A 17,962-nucleotide genomic window follows, 5' to 3' on the forward strand; every position below is an offset into this window, starting at 1 on the left:
GCTCCCGCCGTTCCGGACCATGACAGTGCGGCAATACGCCGACTTCAACTCGCCCGCACGCGCCCCGGGTTAGGGTCTCGGTCACCGAGCCAGTGATCGACTTCACCGTTCCTCGACCCGGGAGGCCTCGTGCGCCTGCGTACCATACCCACGCTTCTGCTGTCCGCAGCCCTCACCGCGGGCGCCCTCGCCGCCACCGCGGCACCGGCCGCCGCCGCGACCACCGCAGCCCGGGCGTCCTTCGAGGACCAGCTGCGTGCCCTCCCCGGAGTCACCGTGACCGGCGTCGCCGACAAGGAGGGCTTCCCGCTCTACTCGCTGTCGATCACGCAGCCGGTCGACCACACGAACCCCCGCCTCGGCACGTTCCAGCAGCGGTTCACGATCTGGCAGAAGTCCACCGCGAAGCCCGTCGTCGTCTACACCGGCGGCTACGGCCTGTCCTCCGCCACCCGCGAACCCACCACGATCCTCGACGCCAACCAGCTCAGCGTCGAGCACCGCTTCTTCGGCCCGTCCGTCCCGGCCGGGGGCACCCCCTGGGCGAAGATGACCGTCCAGCAGGAGGCGGCCGACGAACACGCGATCGTCCGCGCCGTCAGACCCCTGTACACGAAGTCCTCGAAGTGGCTGGCGACCGGCGGCAGCAAGGGCGGCATGACCGCCACGTACCACTACCGCTTCTACCCGCGCGACTACGACGGCGTCGTCGCCTACGTCGCCCCCAACGACGCGAACAACAAGGACGACAGCACCTACGAGCGCTTCTTCACCTCGGTCGGCACGGCCGAGTGCCGCGACGCGCTCGCCGCCGTGCAGCGCGAGATGCTGGCCCGGCGCGACACGCTGCTGCCCAAGTTCGAGCAGACCGCGAAGGACAACGGCTACACGTTCACGAACACCCTCGGCACCACGGACCGTGCCTACGAGTTCGCCGTCCTCGACCAGGTGTGGAACTTCTGGCAGTCCGGCTCGGTCGACGACTGCCCGACCGTCCCCGACGCGAAGACCGTCTCCGACGACGCGCTGTACCAGTGGTCCCTCGACCACGGCCTGTCGATCTACGAGGACTCCACCCTCGGCGCCAACAGCTCGGGCCCCTACTACCGGCAGGCCGCGGCCCAACTCGGCTGGGCCGACCTGAAGTTCAAGAACCTCAAGGGAGTGCGCCACTATCCGGACATCTACCAGCCGAACTCCGTGCTCCCCGCCGACATGCGCACCACCTACGACGGCACCGTGATCAAGGGCGTCGACAAGTGGGTGCGCACCGAGTCGCAGCGGATGCTGTTCGTGTACGGGCAGAACGACCCGTGGAGCGCCGAGCAGTTCACCCCGAGCCGGCGCGACTCGTACAAGTACATCGTGCCGAAGTCGAACCATGGCGCCCGGATCTCGGCGCTGCCGACGGACGAACAGGACGCGGCGACCGCCACGATCAAGCGCTGGGCCGGAATCGGGTAGACGTCACCCGAAGCGTTCGATGCGGATCCGCTCCACCGGCTGACCGAGCTCGACCAGGAGCCGCGAGGCGTGCTCCGCGAAGGAGTTGGAGCCGCACACGTACGCCTCCCACTCCGGCGCGCCGTCCGTGAAGCACGGCGCCAGATGATCGGCGGCCAGGCGCCGGCGCTCGCCCTCACGGGTGAGCACCGGCGTCGTCTCGTCCCCGTACTCGTCGGCGTAGATCAGGTCCTCGGCCGTACGCGCGGACACGAACAGCCGCAGGGGGAGGTCGAGCCCGCGCCGCCGGTGGTGGCGGAGCATCGACATCAGCGGGACCACGCCCGAGCCCGCGCCGATCAGCAGCGCGGGCCGGTCGCCCGGCCACGCGAAGAAGCCGCTGAGCGGGCCGCGCACCTCCACCACGTCACCGACCCGGGCGACCGTGTGCAGATGCCCGGAGACCTCGCCGCCCTCGACGTGGTCGAGAGTGAGCTCGATGTGCCCCTCGTCGTCCGGGGGAGAGGCGAGCGAGTAGTGGCGCTGCGCCGTGTACCCGTCCTCGGCCGTGAGCCGCAGGATCAGATGCTGGCCGGGCAGATGCCCCTGCCGGCCGGGGACCGCGAAACGGAACGTCGACACGAGCGGGGTCTCGCGGCGGATCTCGGTGATGACCGCGCGCTGCCAGGCGGCGGCGGTCTGCTGCCCGACCGCGATCCGGCTGGGGACGGCGAACCGGGTGGGCGGTGTGAAGGCGGTCTCAGTCACCGGCGTATCGCTGTTCTTCCCAAGGGTTGCCCCGCGCGTGGTACCCGTTCTGCTCCCAGAACCCGGGCTCTTCGTGGTCGAGCAGCCGCAGTCCCGCGAGCCACTTGACGCTCTTCCAGAAGTAGAGGTGCGGCACCAACAGGCGGGCGGGGCCGCCGTGTTCGGTGGGCAGCGGCTCGTCCCCGTGGGTGAAGCCGACCCAGGCCCGGCCGCCGGTGACGTCGGCGAGCGGCAGGTTCGCCGTGTAGCCGGTGTGCGAGTACGCCACGACGTGCGTGGCCGAGGCGTCGGGGCGGACGGCGTCGAGGAACGTGTCCAGGCTGACACCGCCGAAGCGCACCCCGAACTTCGACCAGCCCGTCACACAGTGGATGTCGCCCTCGTACGCGGACGGGGGCAGCGCCCGCGCCTCGTCCCAGGTCCAGGTGCGCTCCTCGGCGACCAGACCGTCGATCCGGAACGTCCAGTCGCGCTCGTCGACACGCGGGGTCACCTCCGCCGAGAGCACGGGCCAGTCGTCGCGCGCGTCGTACTGGCCGGGCGGCAGCCCCGGATTGTGCACGCGGGGGCGCCCCACGAAGCCGCGGGTGGCAGGGCCGGTCATGCGAGGAACTCCAGGTCGGAAAGGGTGCGACGCACACATGTGCGCAGGAGAACACTGCCATCCGCGGCGCCCGGATGCACATCCGAGGGCCGCGGGCGGTCAGACCCGCGGGCCCACCGGCACGTCCAGCGGCCGCGCCAGACCCGTGATCCCCTCGTCGAGGCGCTGCAGATGGCGCAGCACGCGGAACGTGACCGTGTTCGCGGCCGGCATGCCGAGGCCGTCCGTCTCCAGCATCGCCGTGATGCTCGCGCCGGACTCGACGCGGCCCGTGGTGTCCGTCTCGTTCACGTGGGCGACGAGGACGTCGATGTTGTGGTCGATGCGCTGTGCGGCGCGCGCCAGGCGCGGGTCGGCGCCGATCCGCTTGCTGTACGGCACGAGCTCGGCCGTCGCCGCGAGGGACCGCGCGTGGTACGCCGACGTCTCCAGGAGCGCCACCAGATAGCGGGCGGTCTGGCGGCGCCCGCGCAGCGGCGTGATCGGGTGCGTCAGGGGCTGGGTCGAGGCCCGCAGGTCGTCGAGCGCGGTGTCCAGGTCGCGCGCCTTGTCCAGGAGGTCGACGGCGGGGCCGCCGCTGAGCTGCTCCACCGCGCCGGCCACGACCTCGCCGAGGCGCTCCAGGACCGTGCCGAGCAGTTCGTCGGTGCGGCTGTCCGTGCGCACGGGCAGGATCAGCATCGCCGCGATGATGCCGCAGGCCGCGCCGAGCGCCGTCTCCTCGATGCGCAGCACCAGAACATCGAGGCTGTAGGTGTTCAGGAGGGTGTAGAGCAGGCCGAGCATCGCGGTCACGAAGAACGACATCAGGGCGTACGACAGCGGAGCGGTGAAGAACATCGCGAACACGCAGACCAGGACCAGCACGAACGCGACCCAGGTGTGGTTCCCGACCGCGCCCGCGAGCGCCACACCGGCGACGACGCCGAGCACCGTGCCGAGCAGGCGCCGGTAGCCCTTGACGACGATCTCGCCCGTCGACGCGGTGTTGAGGAAGACGACCCAGCAGGTCAGGACCGCCCAGTACCAGCGCTGCGAGGACAGGAACTCGCCGCCGACGATGGCGAGCGCCGAGCCGACCGCGACCTGGAAGGCGGCGCGGGTGGTGGGCCGGTTCAGGCCGGCGGGCTCCTCGGTCTCGTCCTTCTCGGTGCTGGCGATCGACACGTCCTCCGCGTCGAACTCCTCGCGCGAGCGGGTCGTCGCGGGGGAGTCGTCCGACTCGTCCTGCGGCCCGTCCAGGGCGAGGCGCAGACCGAGGACGGCGCGGGCCGCCTCACCGATGCCGCGGAAGACGTCCTGAACGGCGAGGGTGCTGCCCGGCGGGATGCACTCCTCGTCGCGGTAGCCGAGCAGCCGGTTGCGGACGTGGGCGACGGCCGTGCCGCGGTTGGCCTCGGCCGGGCGGGCGACCATCAGGCGCAGGGCACCCAGGTCGCGGCGGAGCGTCGCGGTGGACTCGTCCTCGGCGCGCAGCAGCTTCCCGGTGGCGGGCACCGGAGCGCCCGGCAGATGCAGGGTGAGGGTGTCGGCGCGCTCGGCGCTGCGGGCCGTCAGGAGCAGCATGCCCAGCCGCTCGGCGGCGACCTCGGCGTCGGCGACACGGCGCTGGATCAGCGCGGCCGCGGCGTCGTCGCGGGCGCCGTCCTCCAGGCGTCCCTGGATCAGCAGCGCGGCCTCGTGCAGGCGGGCCGTGTGCCGGCGCAGGTCGTCCAGTACGTCGTCCAGGTCCTCGGGCGGCGCGTCGAGCAGCTGCGTCTGGGCGTCCACCAGCTGCGCGAGCCGCGCCCGGAACGCGTCGCGCAGCCGCCCGAGCACCCGCTGCGGCGTCTCCGGCACCAGCGCGAACCGTGCCACGGCACTGCACCCGAACGCGATCGCCGACGTGCCGAACAGGAGCGGGAGTTGATCCACCGACGCGTTCACGAACAGGGACACGAAGTACACCTGAAAACCGATCAGGCCGAGCGCCGTGCCCCGGTCGCCGAACCGGCGGCTGTACACCGCGCCGAAGATCAGAGCGACGAAGAACGCGTCCCCGATCACCACCAGGCTGTGCAGCAGGGCGCCGAGCGTCATGGCCGCGAGCGCCGTCGGCAGCCCGAGGGCCAGCGTCACCGCCTGCCCGCGCACGTCCTTCTCGCGGATCGCGAACGTCGCCACCATCGCGGTCATCGCGCCCGCGACCATGTGCGTCACGTCCGTGCCGAGCAGCGCGAGCACGGCGAGCGCGAGCCCGATCGCCGCCACCGTGCGCACTCCGGCCATCAGGCGCAGCAGCCCGGGGTCGGACGCCACGAAGCGGTCCCACGTCGCGGTCAGGGTCGGCCGTCGCGCCACCTGCGTTCACTCCAAGATCGATTCGGCGTTGGTGCACCCGAGCATACGAGGACGCGCGCGCGGCCTTGACGTGAGCATGGCCCAGTCCTTTACTGCTGGGACCGAAGTTCATATGCAAGCGCAACGTTCACAGACCTGAACTCCCCTGGCGCAGAGACGAGTTGGACCGCGCCTTGTCGGAAAGAGGCCCCCATGCGCAGACGTCACTTCCTCACCGGCGCCGCCGCCCTCACCGCGACCGCCGCACTCGCCCCACTCGCTGAGGCCGCGCCCCGCCCCGCCGCAGCCCTGCCGCCGCGCGCCGAGATCGTCTCCGTGCTGCGCCGCGTCGCGGACCACTGGCTGGACACCCACACCGACCCGGGCGACAACCAGTGGGCCAACGCCACCTTCTTCAGCGGCCTGATGGCACTGCACCGCCTCACCGGCACCACCCGCTACCTGGCCTACGCCCGCGGCTGGGCCGAGGGGCACGACTACGCCCTCAACGGCGGAGACACCACCCGCCACGCCGACAACCAGTGCGCCGCCCAGGCCTACCTGGACCTGTACGAGGCCGAGCCCGACGAGGCGAAGATCACCGCACTCGAGACGAACCTGCACCGCATGACCTACACCGACCAGGTCGACAAGAACGACGACTGGTGGTGGGACGACGCCCTGCACATGGCGATGCCCCCGTTCGCCCGCCTCGGCGCCCTGCGCTCCGACCTCGCGTACGCGGAGAAACTCCACAAGCTCTACACGCACACCAAGCACACGGAGGGCGGCCCCGGCCTCTACGACGACACGACCGGACTCTGGTACCGCGACAAGCGGTTCCTTCCCGGCGGCATCCTGTCGCCCGCAGGCAAGCCGGTCCTGTGGTCGCGCGGCAACGGCTGGGTCGCGGGCGGCCACGTCAAGACCCTCAAGGCGCTGCCCGCCGCGCACCCGGACGCGGCCGAGTACCGGGCCACGCTGACCCGGCTGGTCGAGGCGGTCGCCGCCGTGCAGCGTGCCGACGGCTTCTGGAACGTGAACCTCGCCGACGCCGCCCATCTGCCGGGCCCCGAGACCAGCGGCACGAGTTTCTTCGCGTACGGCACCGCGTACGCGATCCGGGCCGGACTCGTCGACCGCGCCCGCCACCTGCCCGTCGCGGCCCGCGCCTGGAACGGCCTCGTGACCACGGCCGTCCACCCCGACGGCTTCCTCGGCTACGTACAGAAGGTCGGTGACCGCCCCGAGTCCAGCCAGCCCGTCACCTACGACAGCACCGCCGACTTCGGCGTCGGCGGATTCCTGCTGGCCGGTACGGAGCTTGCCACGCTCGCGTCATGACCTGCGGATACGGCCGATCGGTCGGACTCCGCGAGGCGTCGCGCGCACATCCGCCGTACCCGGTCGGCGGGATCGCACGATAGTCGGATGATCGATGTAGTGGTGCTTCTGTGTGGAGTCGTCGGTGTCGCCCTGCTCACCGAAGCCGCGTGGACGATGCGGCGCAGTGTGCAGGAAGGGGGTGACACGACCGCGGTCGTGGCCAAGGCCGTCAGCATCGCGATGGCCGCCTCGCTGTGCGGGGCGCTGGGCCTCGCCGCGGTGCTGTACTTCGGCGTCGCTCACTGAGCGGACTTCAGAACGGCCGCCACGAGCGGCCCCGACGACTCACCGCCCCGGCCGCCACGACGCATCACGGCGGCCGCGGCGAGATCGTCGTGCCAGGCGGCGAACCAGCCGTTGGGCTTCTTCTGGCCGATGACCTCCGCGGACCCGGTCTTCGCCCCGATGTCGCCGCTGAGGCCCGCCATGGATCCGGACGCGGAACCGGCGGTCGCCGTGGTGTGCAGCAGGTCCCGCAGCTGCGCGTGCGCGGCCGGATCGAGTGTCCGGTGCGCCGTGGCGAGCGTGCGGTGGTCGACGTCGGGCGCGACGAGATACGGCTGCCGGAACTGGCCCGTCCGCGCCGTGGCGACCACGGACGCCATGGTCAGCGGGTTCATCCGCACCTCGCCCTGCCCGATCATCGAGGCCGCCTTCGACGCGGCGTGCTGGACCGGCACCGACCCCGCGAACGTGTCGACGCCGACCGACCAGTGCTCCCCGATCCCGAACACGTCACGGGCCTGCCGGGACAGCGCGTCGTCGGAGATCCGGCCGGCCTGCGTGATGAAGGCCGTGTTGCAGGACGCGGCGAAGCTGCTGCGGAACGTACCGCCGACGATGTCGAAGTCGTCGACGTTGTGGAACTTCCAGCCTCCGTACGAGGCGTTCTTCGGGCACGGATGCGGCTGGTCCGGAGAAGCGAGCTTCTTCTCCAGCAGCAGAGACGCCGTGATCATCTTCATCGTGGAGCCGGGCGCGAGCCGACCTTCCAGGGCCGTGTTCGGGCCGTCCGTCCGGGAGTTGGCGACGGCCAGGATCTCCCCGGTCGACGGCTTGAGCACCACGAGCGAGGCGCCGGACCGCAGCCGCACCTCCCGCTCGGCCGCCTTCTGGACGCGCGCGTCGATCGTGGTCCGCACCTTCCCGGGCGCGCCTTCGGGGACCGACAGCAGCACCGCGCCTCCCGGAGCGGCGCGCAGTTCGAGGCCCGGTCTGCCGCCCGCCGACTTCCCGTACGTGGACCGCAGCCCGTCCATCACGCCGGCCAGCGAGGGGAACGCCTGCGCGTCGAGCGCCCGCCCGTCCCGGTCGAGGGCGTCGACCTGCGCGGGGGCCGTCTCCCGCACCGTGAGCCGTGCGCTGTCGTCGAGCCGGGGATGGAGCACGGACGGCCGCCAGTCCACGACCGGCTCCCCGTCACCGGCCCGCCGCACCACGGCGAGCCCGGTGTCGTACGACACGGGTGCGCGAGCACCCTCGTACGAGAACTCGGCTCGTACGGAGACGGGGACGCGCGTGCCGTCGGGCGTGCCGGGCGTCAGGCGTACGGGCGAGAGGTGCCCGCGCTCCCGGTAGTCGCGCAGGGCCTTGCCGGCGGCCTGCGCGTCGTCCGTGCGGTCCGCGGCCGCCTCCGTGTCGCCGTCGGTCCACGCGTCGAGGAACCCGTGGGCGGCCGAGCGCACCTCCGCCGCCGACAGCGGACCGGTGCGCGGCGCGGGATCCTCGGCAGCGACCACCGCCCAGCCGCCCGCGCCCAGCGCGAGGACGGCGAGCGCCCCGCCGCCGATCCACAGGCCGCGCCTGCGGCCGCTGCCCTGTCCCTGTCCCTCGTCGCCCACGGGCCCTCCGCCCTGCCGCACCTCGACATCCTGACGACTCACCGTAGGCAGGTCCCCGTGAGGCCTCCCTGTCGTAGTGCGCCGTTCAGGGGCTGGGGGATTACCCCCAACGGACGGGGCGGGCCTGCCGGATGGTGCGGCCGGTCCTGGCGCGGCCAGACTCGGGCCATGGACGATCACACGACTGCTCCGTCCCGCCGCCACGTACTGGCCGCCGGCGCCGCGCTGTTGGCTCTCGGCGCCACTCCCGGCGCGGCCGCCGCACAGGAAGGCCCCCGGCGCCTGCGGCCCCGGCTGCCCGCCCCGACCGGGCCGCACCCCGTGGGGACGAGGACCCTGCACCTGGTGGACCGCGGCCGCCGCGACCCCTGGACGGGAGGGGCGGCACGGGAGTTGATGGTCGACGTGCGCTATCCGGCGCGCACCGTCTGCGGACACCGCAGGGCGCCGTACCTGACCCGGGCCGAGGCGGCGGGTTTCGACCGGCTGAACAACTTCGCGGGACTGCCCTCGGGCCGTGTCGACTGGGCGGGGATCCGCACCTTCGCCCACACCGGCGCACCCCGCGACCGGCGGACGCCGCTCCCCGTGATCCTCTACTCGCCGGGCGTCCTCGACCCGCGCCGCCTGGGCACCACCCTCACCGACGAACTCGCCTCCCACGGGTACGTCGTGATCGCGATCGACCACCCCTACGACGTGTCGACGGTCGAGTTCCCCGACGGGCGCGTCGCGCGCAGCCGCCTCCCGGAGGAGTTCGCGGCGGCACAGCAGGAGGGCCCTGACGCGGTGACCGCGCTGCTGAGGAAGACGGCGGGCGTGCGCGTGGCCGACACCCGGTTCGTCCTCGACGCACTGCCACGGCTTCTGGGGGAGCCCGCGGCGCAGGTCGGGATGTTCGGTCAGTCGGCGGGCGGCTTCACCGCGCTGCAGGCCCTGCACGACGATCCCCGGATCGCCGCGGCCGCCGATCTCGACGGCGTCCTCGCGTACGTCCAGGACGACCACGACGAGGGACAGCTGTCCACCGTGGCCGCCGAGGGGGTCGACCGGCCGTACCTCCTGATGGGCGGCGCGGGCAACGACCGCACGAACGTCCCGTCCTGGCGCTCCCTGGTGGAGCGCGGCACCGGATGGCACCGCGACCTGACGCTCAGGGGCGCCGCCCACGCCACGTACACCGACGCGACGAGCCTGCTCCCGCAGATCGCCGCGCACCTGGACCTGCCGCGCGAGACGCTCACGGAGTGGGTCGGCACGATCCCCGCCGACCGGGCGGTCGCGGCTCAACGGGCCTACCTGACCGCCTTCTTCGACCGGTGGCTGCGTGGGCGCGACGACGGCCTGCTGAACGGACCGTCGCCGCGCCACCCCGAGATCACCTTCGTCTAGGACCCGGCGTCACCCCAGGCCGAGCGTGCTGATCGTCCGCTCGGCCATCGCCGCCTCGCCGAGCGCGTTCGGGTGGACCGGCACGAAGTTCGTGCCGAACAGAGCGGGCTCCACCCAGCGCGTCCCGCTCGCCTGGCAGGCGTCGTGCCCCTCGGACGCCTGCGCCAGATCCACGTACGTGGCGCCCGTCTCGTTCGCGGCACGGCGCACCGCACTGTTGAGATGGGTCTGGATGTCGCGGACGTAGGGCACGTCACCGGAGGCGAGCGGCATCTTCGCGAAGCAGCCCGCCTTCGCGGTGGGCGGCATGATCCACGGGTAGCCGAGGACGGCGACGCGTGCGTGCGGCGCCTTGTTCCGCACCGCCTGGAGCGCGGCCTTCACCGCCGGATACGTCTTGGTGTCGATGTCGTCGGCGAAGCTGCTGCCGTACTGGTTCTTGCAGGGGCTGCCCTGTCCCGCGGACAGTATCCCGGCGGCGGCGCACGAGAGGATCGTGCTGATGAAGGTGTTGTTGTCGTTGCCACCTATGGTCAATGTCACCAGACGGGAGTCCGCGGAGAGGGCGTCCAGCTGCGGCGCGATGCCGGGGTACTGGGATCCGGCGAAGTCCTTGGTCTGCGCGGCGCCGCAGGTCACGTCCTTGAGCGCGGCGCCGGTGCGCTCCGCGATCACGTGCGGGTAGTTCTTCGTTGACCGGGCGCACAGCGGCGACGCCGACGGGTCGAGCGGCAGCACGCCGGACGCGGCGCTGTAACTGTCGCCGAGCGCCACATAAGGGAGCGGCCCGGTCGTGGCCTGTGCCGGAGCGGCAAGGCCGGCCAGTGCGGCACCGGACGTGACCGCCACTGCGGCGAAGCGAGTGCGGAACGCGCGAAGCACCATCTGTAGCTCCTTCGAAACCGGCTCGGCTCATGGCCAAGTTCCGTACGAGACAGGGGTTTTCAGCGCGCTGACAGTTGAAGCTACCGACGGGTTAGAAAACGAGTCAATAGGCGTGCACGGGTCGCGACCAGGGGCGGACGGGGCTCCTGGTCGGGGTGCGGCCGGACTGCGGTCGCGGTGGTGCCGGGGCGTGCTCAGTCGCCCTGAGTGGCTTCCGGCTGGTGGCCGAAGTCGAGGACGTCCTCGGCGGTGCGCTCGGCCTTCTGCGCCGCTTCGCGGGCGACGGCGAGGACGTCACCGTGTTCGTCGACGAGCTGGTCGTAGATCGGAGCGGGGGAGGTGGACGGTGCGGGCACGGTGAAACTCCTGGTCGAGGCGGTGCCGGGGCACCTGGTGTTCGGGACAAAAGGGGACCCTACGACGGCGCGTCCGCCGTCGGCCAACCGGGGTAGGACTGACGCCTCGTCATCTGTAACTACTAGTATGTACGGACCCTGCCTTCTGCTGCCCGAGGAGTACGCGCATGCCGCTCGTCCGTATCGACGCCCTGTATGCCGACCGCGAGCGCCTCGACGCGCTCGGCCGCGCCGTGCACGACGCCCTGGGGGAGGTGATGGGCTTCCCGCCGGACGATCTGTTCCAGATCCTCACCGGCCACGACGGCGTGCGTGGCCTGCTGCGCTACGGCCAGTACCTGGGCGTGCGGCGTGACGAGGGCATCGTCCTCGTCGGGATCACGCTGCGCGCGGGCCGTCCGTCCGGACAGAGGCGGGCTCTTTACCGGCGCATAGCCGAACTCGCCCAGGAGTGCGCGGGCACCGAACCCCGCAACGTCCTGGTCACCCTCACCGAGAACGCCTCGATCGACTGGTCCTTCGGCCACGGTCTCGCGCAGTACGACGAGGGGGCCGGCGAGTAGACGTTGTCACACCCGGACTGTCGACTTCTCGTTCATCTTGCCGGAGGTCCTGGATCGGGCCGAGCGGCGTTCTGTCACGCGCTGGAGTCGTCGCGTCCGGTCACCGCCCACAGCGCGAGCCCGGCGCAGCTGAACGCGGCACCCAGCGCGCTGACGGCTCCCCAACCCGCCACCGCGTAGAGGAAGGTGGCGGCGAGGGCGCCGATGGCACTGCCTGCCGAGTAGAAGACCATGTACCCGCCGATCAGCCGGCTGCCCGCGTCCGGGTGCAGTGCGTAGATCAGGGTCTGGTTGGTGACATGGACCGCCTGCACGGCGAGATCGAGGAGGACCACCCCCACGACCAGGGCCCACAGCGAACTGCGGGTGAAGGCCAGGGGCAGCCACGAGACGGCGAGCAGGGTCAGGGCGATGCCGGTGGTGCGCCGGGAGAGGCCGCGGTCGTTCAGTCGGCCCGCGACGGAGGCGGCCAGCGCGCCGGCGACACCGATCAGGCCCAGCGCCCCGATCGCGCTGTGCGACAGGAAGTACGGTGCCTCGCTGAGCGGCAGCGCGACACTGCTCCACAACGTGCTGAAGGCGGCGAAGACCAGCAGCCCGAACAGGGCCCGGAGCCGTAGCAGTCGCTCCCGCGCGAACAGGGCGATCGTGGAGCGCAGGAGCTGTCCGTAGCGCAGCTGCGTCGCAGGCGCCTCGGCGCGGCGCGGCAGCACGCGGTGCAGAACCAGGGCGAGCAGTGCGGTCAGCGACGCCGAGGCGACGTAGACGGAACGCCAGCCCGCCAGATCGGCCAGCAGCCCGGACACGGTGCGGGCGAGCAGGATCCCGACGACCACGCCGCTGGTGACCAGGCCGACGACCCGCCCGCGCCCGGCGGGATCGGCGAGCGACGCCGCGAACGCCACCAGGGTCTGCGTGACGACCGCGAGCAGCCCCGTCGCCGCCATGCCGACGAGCAGGACCGCCGTCGTGGGGGCGCCGGCCACCACGCCCAATGCGACCACCAGGCAGAGCAGTTGGACCACGACGAGCCGCCTGCGGTCGACCATGTCGCCCAGCGGGACGAGGAAGAAGAGGCCGAGACCGTATCCGACCTGCGTGAGAGTGACCACGCTGCCGACCAGCGCCGGGCTCATGCCGAGATCGTGGCCCATTGTCACCAGGAGCGGCTGCGAGAAGTAGACGTTCGCCACCGCCGCCCCGCAGGCGACGGCGAACAGGGCGACGACGCCACGGGTCAGGGCGTATCCGGAACCTTTCCGGCCGTGAGCCTCGGCCGGTGGTGTCGCGACCTCGCATCTGCCGGGCATCGGCATCCCTCCTATAACGCGTTGAATGCTGTGCTGACTGGTTGCAACTTGCTACCGGTGAGGGACAGTACGGCCTCCTGGTAGCATGTTGCAACCAGTTGAGAGTGAGGGACGTCATGGTGACCAGGACCCGTTTCGACGACAGTGACTGCCCCGTGGCCCGGTCGATGGACGCGATCGGTGACTGGTGGTCCCTGCTGATCGTGCGCGACGCCTTCGACGGGAGCCGCCGCTTCGGAGAGTTCCAGCGCAGCCTCGGCGTCGCGAAGAACATCCTCACGGCGCGGCTGCGCACCCTGGTCGCCGGAGGTGTCCTGGAGACCGTCCCCGCCTCGGACGGCAGTGCCTACCGCGAGTACGTCCTGACCCCGAAGGGGCAGGCCCTCTTCCCTGTCGTCGTGGCGCTGCGGCAGTGGGGCGAGCAGTACTTCTTCGCCCCCGGTGAACCGCACTCCCGGCTTGTCGACCGCGAGCGCGAGGAGCCGCTGAGCCCCCTGGAGGTGCGCGCCGCCGACGGCCGACGGGTCGACCCCGACGACACGGTCGTCCACAAGCTCCCCGGACAGAACAGCTAGGCCGCGTGGTGGCCGCTCACGGCCGACCGCGCGTCGCGAGCTCCGTACGAAACGGCCGTACGAGAGCGGCTGCGCGCGCTGCCGCAAGGAGCTGGTGGCGGCGCGGGCACACTGGCGCTGATCGGGTCATATTCGCGCCAACTATGCGCAACTACCTTACCGGGAAAGAAAGTTCACGTTACACAGGAAGGGGAACGCCAGGCCGCGGGGGTAGGGGAGGGCCGTCGAGTGGTCACCATCGATGTCACGTTGTTGCTGGCCGTCATCGTCGTCCTGCTCCTGCGCCGCCGGGTGCAGGCGAGGTCGCGCACCGACACGGCGTTCACCATGCTCCTCGTGCTCGTCCTGGGGATCCTCATCGCCCCCACCGCCTTCGGCCAGGGGGTCTACGACATGGTGGCCCAACTCGCCTCCGGCGTTTCGCAGGCCGGTCCCTGAGTGTCGTACGCGGCCGGTGAGCGCGGCAGTTGGCCACACTGGGCGACGTATCCGGCCGAGCCGCTCCGCGCGAGGGGCTCGCGGCCGGCCGTCACAGGAGGAGGAGCCACGGTGGCCGTGCGAGGCGAAGGCTGGGCCGGGGTGGGGTGGGACTGGCGCGATGTCGACGACATCCGGCGCCGGCTCGACCAGGGTGCCGACCCGGAAGCGTGGAGCGGCGGCAGGCCTCTCCACCGGGCAGCGGGGTTCGGTTCCCCCGAGGTGGTCGCCGAACTGGCCCGGCGGGTCGCGGACGTGGACGCGCTGGACGACGGTGTGACCGCGCTGTGGGAAGCCGTCATGGCAGGGAAACCGGAGAACGCACGGGCACTCGCCGCGGCCGGCGCCGACCCGTGGCTGCCTCTGTGGGGCGGATGGTCGCCCGGGCGACTGAGCCTGGCCGGTCCCACCCCGGACCTGTTCGCGGCGCCACCGGGTCAGTCCCTCAGCGCCGCGGAGCGTGCACAGGCCGAGGAGGCCCATCGGCTCAGGGCGGCGCTGGGCACCTTCCACCAGGAGGGCACGGGGCTGGCCTGCGTGGCAGGTGTCGACGCCGCGGAGGCCGTACGCCGCCTGGGCGCGACTCCGGCACCGGAGGAGATCGTCGACGACGTACTGGAGGACTTCTTCGGCCTCGACATCGCGGAGACCGAACTGCTCGTCGGCGTGACATCGGTTCCGGGCGGCTGCGTGGTGACCCAGCCCTGGGGATTCGCCCCACAGATGAAGGGAGTTCTGACCCGGCTGTCGGCCGGCACCCTCTGCTACGGCCTGTACGCCAACCCCAAGAGCGGCAACCAGGGCAGCATCGCCCGCGACGGCACGATCGAAGGCTGGGACCTGCACCCGGGCGGCGCACCGCAGGAGACCGACACCCCCGAAGAGGTGCTGACCTCCTACCTGTATCAGTACGACGCGGTGGCCTACGCGTGTGCCTACGCCGGACTGCGCCTGACCGAAGCCCGCGCGGTGGCCGGACCGCCGGACGCATGGGTGATGCTGCCTCGGCGCGACTGGAGAAGCTGACGCTCACCTGCTGGAGAGCCTCGTCCCGCGCTCCTTCTCGGCGGCGACGGCGACGGCGGACAGAAGGGTCGCGGCGGCGAGGCTGCCCCAGAGGGCGACCGGGCCGTGCGGTGCGAGTGCGGTGATGACCGCGGGGGAGACGGCGAGGCCGAAGCCCGTGGAGAGCTGGAAGCGCGCCAGGGCGCGTCCCAGGACAGGAGCCGGGGCGAGTGCGGTGACGAGAGCGGTGGCGCTGCCGGCGTAGACGATCTCGCCGAGCGTGCAGACCACGGACACCGCGGCGACGGCCGGGACGCCCCAGCCGTGTCCCAGCGAGCCGGCCGCGAGGAAACCGAGGTACGACACGGCCAGCAGCACGCCGGACAGGGCCAGAACGGTCCGCCGGGAGAAGCGGGACAGGAGCACGGTGACCGGAACCTGCAGGGTGACGACCAGCACCGTGTTGGCCACGAAGACGGCGGAGGCCCACGCCCAGGACGCATGGAGCTGCCTCACCAGGACCAGGGGGAGCGCGATCTCGGGCACGTTGAGGCAGAAGACATAGACCACGTTGGCGGCGAGCAGCGCGCGCATCCGGGGTGCGGGCTCGTCGTCCCGGACCTCCACCGGGGCGGCCTTCGCCGGATGCGCGCGCACGCGGACCGACCATGCCAAGGCGGCCGCGACCAGGTAGGCGAGCGCGGTGACCGCCGCCAGCGCCCGCAGCCCGGTGGTGCCGCCTGCCATGCACGCTGTGGCGAGGAGCGCTCCGACACCCAGGGCGGCGTTGCGCAGCGCGCGGGCCGCCGCGAGGGCGGTGTCGCGCTCCCGGCCGCGCGCGACCGTCGCCACCAGAGCGGCGTGGGCGGCCGGCCATGCCTGGTTGCCGATGCCGAGGAAGAGCGCCGCCGCCGCGAAGAGCCGGACGTGCCCCGCCGGTGCGGCCAGCAGCAGGGCCACGCCCAGGACCCGCACCAGCATGGCCGCCGCCACGACCGTGCTGCGTGCGCCGCGATCCAGCCAGCGCCCCACCACGGGCATGCACGCGAGACCCGCCACGATGCCGACCGTCATGGCGGTGCCGGTGACCGGCGCGGGCAGCCTCAGCACGGTGATGCCGTAGAGCAGGAGAAAGGGCCGCAGCAGGCCGGTGCCCAGTGCGTCCACGGCCAGGGCGACGGTATAGCGCGGGCCGCCCGAGGCGCGGACGAGGGCGCGGGGCTGGATTCCGGTGAGGGTTGTCATGGCGTCAGACCGTGCGCCCGGTCGCCGGGCGGGGCACGTCGGTTGACGGACTTCGTCAAGCGACCACGTCGACAGGTGGTCCGGGCGGAGATGATGGGGGGATGACGTTGAGGATCGACATCAGCGGGCTGCCGTCCGAGCGGGTGCGGTTCGTCGCCTCTCCACTGGCCGAACTGACCGCGATGCTCCACGTGTTGGCCGAACCAGGGCACCATCCGCAGTTCGCCGACTGGGCCGCGGAGGTCTGGACCGGGCTGCGGGACGAACTGGCCGAGCGGCTCAAGGAGGCGGAGTTCCTCTGGCGCTCCTCACAGGCCGACTTCCTGATCCCCGCGCGGCCCCGTGCCACTCTCGCCGAGGAGTTGGACGACGTGGACCGGATCGACGACGAGACGTACGTGACCGCCGCGCTCGTCACCACGTGCGGCAGCAGCCGGGTCCATTTCCGCGGCGCGTCGCCGCTCACCGACACGACCGCGCGCGAGCGGGCCCTGGACGTGGCCCAGGCCCGCGGCGCACGGCAGGAGGCCTTCGCGGAACGGCTGCTCGCGGACCCGGCCGCGGTGCGGGCCCGGGTGCGCCACACCCTCGAAGAGTGCGCCGAAGCCTTCTTCGACGGCGCCTGGGCGGGCGCCGCGGTACAACTCGCCACCGATCTGCGGCTGAAGAACGAACTGCTCAGGCGCCAGGGAATCGGGGCGGCACTCGCCTCGGTCTCCGGCGCGGTCACCCTGGCACCGGACGGCGACTGCATCGTCGTGGACAAGGTGCAGGACAAGGCGACCGCCGCCCGTGACGCCGGGGTCACCTTCATCCCCAGCGTCTTCGGCCGTCCGCACCTGGTGGCGGTCCACGCACCCGGCTGGCACCCGGTGGTGCAGTACCCCGTCGCCGAGCCCGGTCCGGCGGAGCCGGTCTCCCTGGAGACGGTCAGCCTCCGGCTCGAGGCGCTGTCCCATCCGGTACGGCTGCGGCTGCTGCGCACCCTGGCCCGCGGCCCGCACACCAACGCGGAGTTGGCCAACTTCTGGGAACTCTCGCCCCCGGAGGTGTCCCGCCACCTCGCCGTCCTGCGCCGCGCGGGTCTGCTCACGTCCCGGCGGCACGGCCGTTACGTCCGGTACAGCCTCAACCTGCCCGACCTGACGGAGCTGGGCGCCGACCTGCTGGCCGCCGTACTGCGCTGAGCGGCTTCCGTCCTACGGACTTCAGCTGCAGCAGGCCTTCTTCGGCGACGTACAAGGGGCAGCAGGAGCCGTAGGCGACGGCCGATCCGGGTCGCTCGGCGGCCGTGCCAGACTCGCCCCATGATGATCAGAGACTTCCGTGCCGACGACTGGGGGCGGATCTGGCCGTTCTGGCGGCAGATCGTGCGGGCGGGCGAGACGTACACCTGGGACCCCGACACGAACGAGGCCGAAGCCCGCGCCCTGTGGACCGAGGGCGCGGGCAAGCGGGTCTTCGTCGCCGAGGACGCGGCGGGCGCGCTCGTCGCCACGGCGTACGTCAAGCCCAACTACGGCGGCCCGGCCGGGGACATCGCCAACGCCGGATTCATGGTGGACCCGGCCCACGGCGGCCACGGCCACGGCCGGGCGCTGGCCGAGCACGTCCTGGCCGAGGCCAAGGCGGACGGGTTTCGCGCGATGGTCTTCAACGCCGTCGTGGAGACCAACCCGGCGGTGCGGCTGTGGAGTTCGCTCGGGTTCACGATCCTCGGCACGGTGCCGGACGCGTTCGACCATCCGCGCCACGGCCGCGTCGGGCTGCATGTGATGCACCGCGTGCTGTGA

At 72.0% G+C, this 17,962-nt stretch carries 18 protein-coding genes; 10 read left to right on the forward strand and 8 right to left on the reverse strand.

Annotation, left to right across the window (positions count from 1 at the left end; translation table 11 throughout):
* Positions 1-129: 129 nt before the first annotated feature.
* Entirely contained in the window at positions 130-1,464 is a 1,335-nt protein-coding gene (locus B072_RS0105795) for a S28 family serine protease (RefSeq protein WP_018528993.1), read from the forward strand.
* A 3-nt stretch (positions 1,465-1,467) separates the two neighbouring features.
* Here B072_RS0105795 and B072_RS0105800 read toward each other — a convergent pair whose 3' ends face one another.
* The 3 genes from B072_RS0105800 to B072_RS0105810 all read right to left on the reverse strand — a co-directional run bounded on the left by B072_RS0105800 (position 1,468) and on the right by B072_RS0105810 (position 5,083).
* Entirely contained in the window at positions 1,468-2,211 is a 744-nt protein-coding gene (locus tag B072_RS0105800; protein ID WP_018528994.1) for a ferredoxin reductase, read from the reverse strand.
* Positions 2,204-2,815 carry a sulfite oxidase-like oxidoreductase gene (locus tag B072_RS0105805; protein ID WP_018528995.1) on the reverse strand — a complete coding sequence of 204 codons (612 nt, stop codon included), beginning with the start codon at positions 2,813-2,815 and terminating at the stop codon, positions 2,204-2,206. Before B072_RS0105805 ends, B072_RS0105800 begins: the two co-directional genes overlap by 8 nt.
* A gap of 99 nt (positions 2,816-2,914) precedes the next feature.
* Entirely contained in the window at positions 2,915-5,083 is a 2,169-nt protein-coding gene (locus B072_RS0105810; protein ID WP_078506316.1) for an FUSC family protein, read from the reverse strand.
* Positions 5,084-5,347: 264 nt separating this feature from the next.
* Between B072_RS0105810 and B072_RS0105815 the strand changes: the two genes are divergently transcribed.
* Entirely contained in the window at positions 5,348-6,478 is a 1,131-nt protein-coding gene (locus B072_RS0105815) for a glycoside hydrolase family 88 protein (protein WP_018528997.1), read from the forward strand.
* 87 nt (positions 6,479-6,565) lie between these two features.
* Positions 6,566-6,766 carry a hypothetical protein gene (locus B072_RS0105820; RefSeq protein WP_026245494.1) on the forward strand — a complete coding sequence of 67 codons (201 nt, stop codon included), beginning with the start codon at positions 6,566-6,568 and terminating at the stop codon, positions 6,764-6,766.
* Here the strand turns inward: B072_RS0105820 and B072_RS0105825 are convergent.
* Entirely contained in the window at positions 6,760-8,403 is a 1,644-nt protein-coding gene (locus B072_RS0105825) for a penicillin-binding transpeptidase domain-containing protein (protein WP_234018797.1), read from the reverse strand. The two genes, B072_RS0105820 and B072_RS0105825, sit on opposite strands and share 7 nt — an antisense overlap.
* 126 nt (positions 8,404-8,529) lie before the next feature.
* Here B072_RS0105825 and B072_RS0105830 point away from each other — a divergent pair, with 126 nt between their 5' ends.
* On the forward strand, positions 8,530-9,753 hold the full coding sequence (locus B072_RS0105830; protein ID WP_018529000.1) for an alpha/beta hydrolase family protein: 1,224 nt from the start codon (positions 8,530-8,532) through the stop codon (positions 9,751-9,753).
* A 9-nt stretch (positions 9,754-9,762) separates the two neighbouring features.
* Here the strand turns inward: B072_RS0105830 and B072_RS0105835 are convergent, their stop codons facing one another.
* Together B072_RS0105835 and B072_RS48605 are read right to left on the reverse strand one after the other, a co-directional pair.
* Positions 9,763-10,638: an SGNH/GDSL hydrolase family protein gene (locus tag B072_RS0105835; protein WP_018529001.1), complete on the reverse strand. Its 876-nt coding sequence runs from the start codon at positions 10,636-10,638 to the stop codon at positions 9,763-9,765.
* Between the two features lie 194 nt (positions 10,639-10,832).
* A complete protein-coding gene (locus B072_RS48605; RefSeq protein ID WP_018529002.1) occupies positions 10,833-10,994 on the reverse strand; it encodes a hypothetical protein in 162 nt (53 codons plus the stop codon).
* Between the two features lie 167 nt (positions 10,995-11,161).
* Here B072_RS48605 and B072_RS0105845 point away from each other — a divergent pair, with 167 nt between their 5' ends.
* Positions 11,162-11,557 (forward strand): tautomerase family protein, encoded by a 396-nt coding sequence (locus tag B072_RS0105845; protein WP_018529003.1) that lies wholly within the window; start codon positions 11,162-11,164, stop codon positions 11,555-11,557.
* Between the two features lie 74 nt (positions 11,558-11,631).
* On the opposite strand, the gene B072_RS0105850 is transcribed toward B072_RS0105845, so the two are convergent.
* A complete protein-coding gene (locus tag B072_RS0105850; protein ID WP_018529004.1) occupies positions 11,632-12,867 on the reverse strand; it encodes an MFS transporter in 1,236 nt (411 codons plus the stop codon).
* A 116-nt stretch (positions 12,868-12,983) separates the two neighbouring features.
* On the opposite strand from B072_RS0105850, the gene B072_RS0105855 reads away from it, so the two are divergent.
* The 3 genes from B072_RS0105855 to B072_RS0105865 all read left to right on the forward strand — a co-directional run bounded on the left by B072_RS0105855 (position 12,984) and on the right by B072_RS0105865 (position 14,945).
* Positions 12,984-13,442, forward strand: a complete 459-nt coding sequence (locus tag B072_RS0105855) for a winged helix-turn-helix transcriptional regulator (RefSeq protein ID WP_018529005.1) — start codon at positions 12,984-12,986, stop codon at positions 13,440-13,442.
* Between the two features lie 228 nt (positions 13,443-13,670).
* Complete coding sequence (locus B072_RS0105860) at positions 13,671-13,880, forward strand: hypothetical protein (protein ID WP_018529006.1); 210 nt, start codon at positions 13,671-13,673, stop codon at positions 13,878-13,880.
* A gap of 111 nt (positions 13,881-13,991) precedes the next feature.
* The gene (locus tag B072_RS0105865) at positions 13,992-14,945 is read left to right on the forward strand and encodes an ankyrin repeat domain-containing protein (RefSeq protein WP_018529007.1); all 954 of its coding nucleotides are present in this window, start codon (positions 13,992-13,994) and stop codon (positions 14,943-14,945) included.
* Between the two features lie 3 nt (positions 14,946-14,948).
* Here B072_RS0105865 and B072_RS0105870 read toward each other — a convergent pair whose 3' ends face one another.
* Positions 14,949-16,169: an MFS transporter gene (locus B072_RS0105870; protein ID WP_018529008.1), complete on the reverse strand. Its 1,221-nt coding sequence runs from the start codon at positions 16,167-16,169 to the stop codon at positions 14,949-14,951.
* Positions 16,170-16,270: 101 nt separating this feature from the next.
* Here B072_RS0105870 and B072_RS0105875 point away from each other — a divergent pair, with 101 nt between their 5' ends.
* Positions 16,271-17,356 carry a helix-turn-helix domain-containing protein gene (locus tag B072_RS0105875; RefSeq protein WP_018529009.1) on the forward strand — a complete coding sequence of 362 codons (1,086 nt, stop codon included), beginning with the start codon at positions 16,271-16,273 and terminating at the stop codon, positions 17,354-17,356.
* 120 nt (positions 17,357-17,476) lie between these two features.
* A complete protein-coding gene (locus B072_RS0105880; protein WP_018529010.1) occupies positions 17,477-17,962 on the forward strand; it encodes a GNAT family N-acetyltransferase in 486 nt (161 codons plus the stop codon).

The sequence above is a fragment of the Streptomyces sp. HmicA12 genome (genome assembly GCF_000373565.1).
GTDB lineage: Bacteria > Actinomycetota > Actinomycetes > Streptomycetales > Streptomycetaceae > Streptomyces.

Coding starts and splice junctions, on each gene's coding strand:
- B072_RS0105850 (WP_018529004.1), bottom strand. CDS start 12,867: ATGCCCGGCAGATGCGAGGTCGCGACACCACCGGCCGAGGCTCACGGC.
- B072_RS0105870 (WP_018529008.1), bottom strand. CDS start 16,169: ATGACAACCCTCACCGGAATCCAGCCCCGCGCCCTCGTCCGCGCCTCG.
- B072_RS0105830 (WP_018529000.1), top strand. CDS start 8,530: ATGGACGATCACACGACTGCTCCGTCCCGCCGCCACGTACTGGCCGCC.
- B072_RS0105820 (WP_026245494.1), top strand. CDS start 6,566: ATGATCGATGTAGTGGTGCTTCTGTGTGGAGTCGTCGGTGTCGCCCTG.
- B072_RS0105815 (WP_018528997.1), top strand. CDS start 5,348: ATGCGCAGACGTCACTTCCTCACCGGCGCCGCCGCCCTCACCGCGACC.
- B072_RS0105845 (WP_018529003.1), top strand. CDS start 11,162: ATGCCGCTCGTCCGTATCGACGCCCTGTATGCCGACCGCGAGCGCCTC.
- B072_RS0105835 (WP_018529001.1), bottom strand. CDS start 10,638: ATGGTGCTTCGCGCGTTCCGCACTCGCTTCGCCGCAGTGGCGGTCACG.
- B072_RS0105805 (WP_018528995.1), bottom strand. CDS start 2,815: ATGACCGGCCCTGCCACCCGCGGCTTCGTGGGGCGCCCCCGCGTGCAC.
- B072_RS0105855 (WP_018529005.1), top strand. CDS start 12,984: ATGGTGACCAGGACCCGTTTCGACGACAGTGACTGCCCCGTGGCCCGG.
- B072_RS0105810 (WP_078506316.1), bottom strand. CDS start 5,083: ATGGCCGGAGTGCGCACGGTGGCGGCGATCGGGCTCGCGCTCGCCGTG.
- B072_RS0105875 (WP_018529009.1), top strand. CDS start 16,271: ATGACGTTGAGGATCGACATCAGCGGGCTGCCGTCCGAGCGGGTGCGG.
- B072_RS0105880 (WP_018529010.1), top strand. CDS start 17,477: ATGATGATCAGAGACTTCCGTGCCGACGACTGGGGGCGGATCTGGCCG.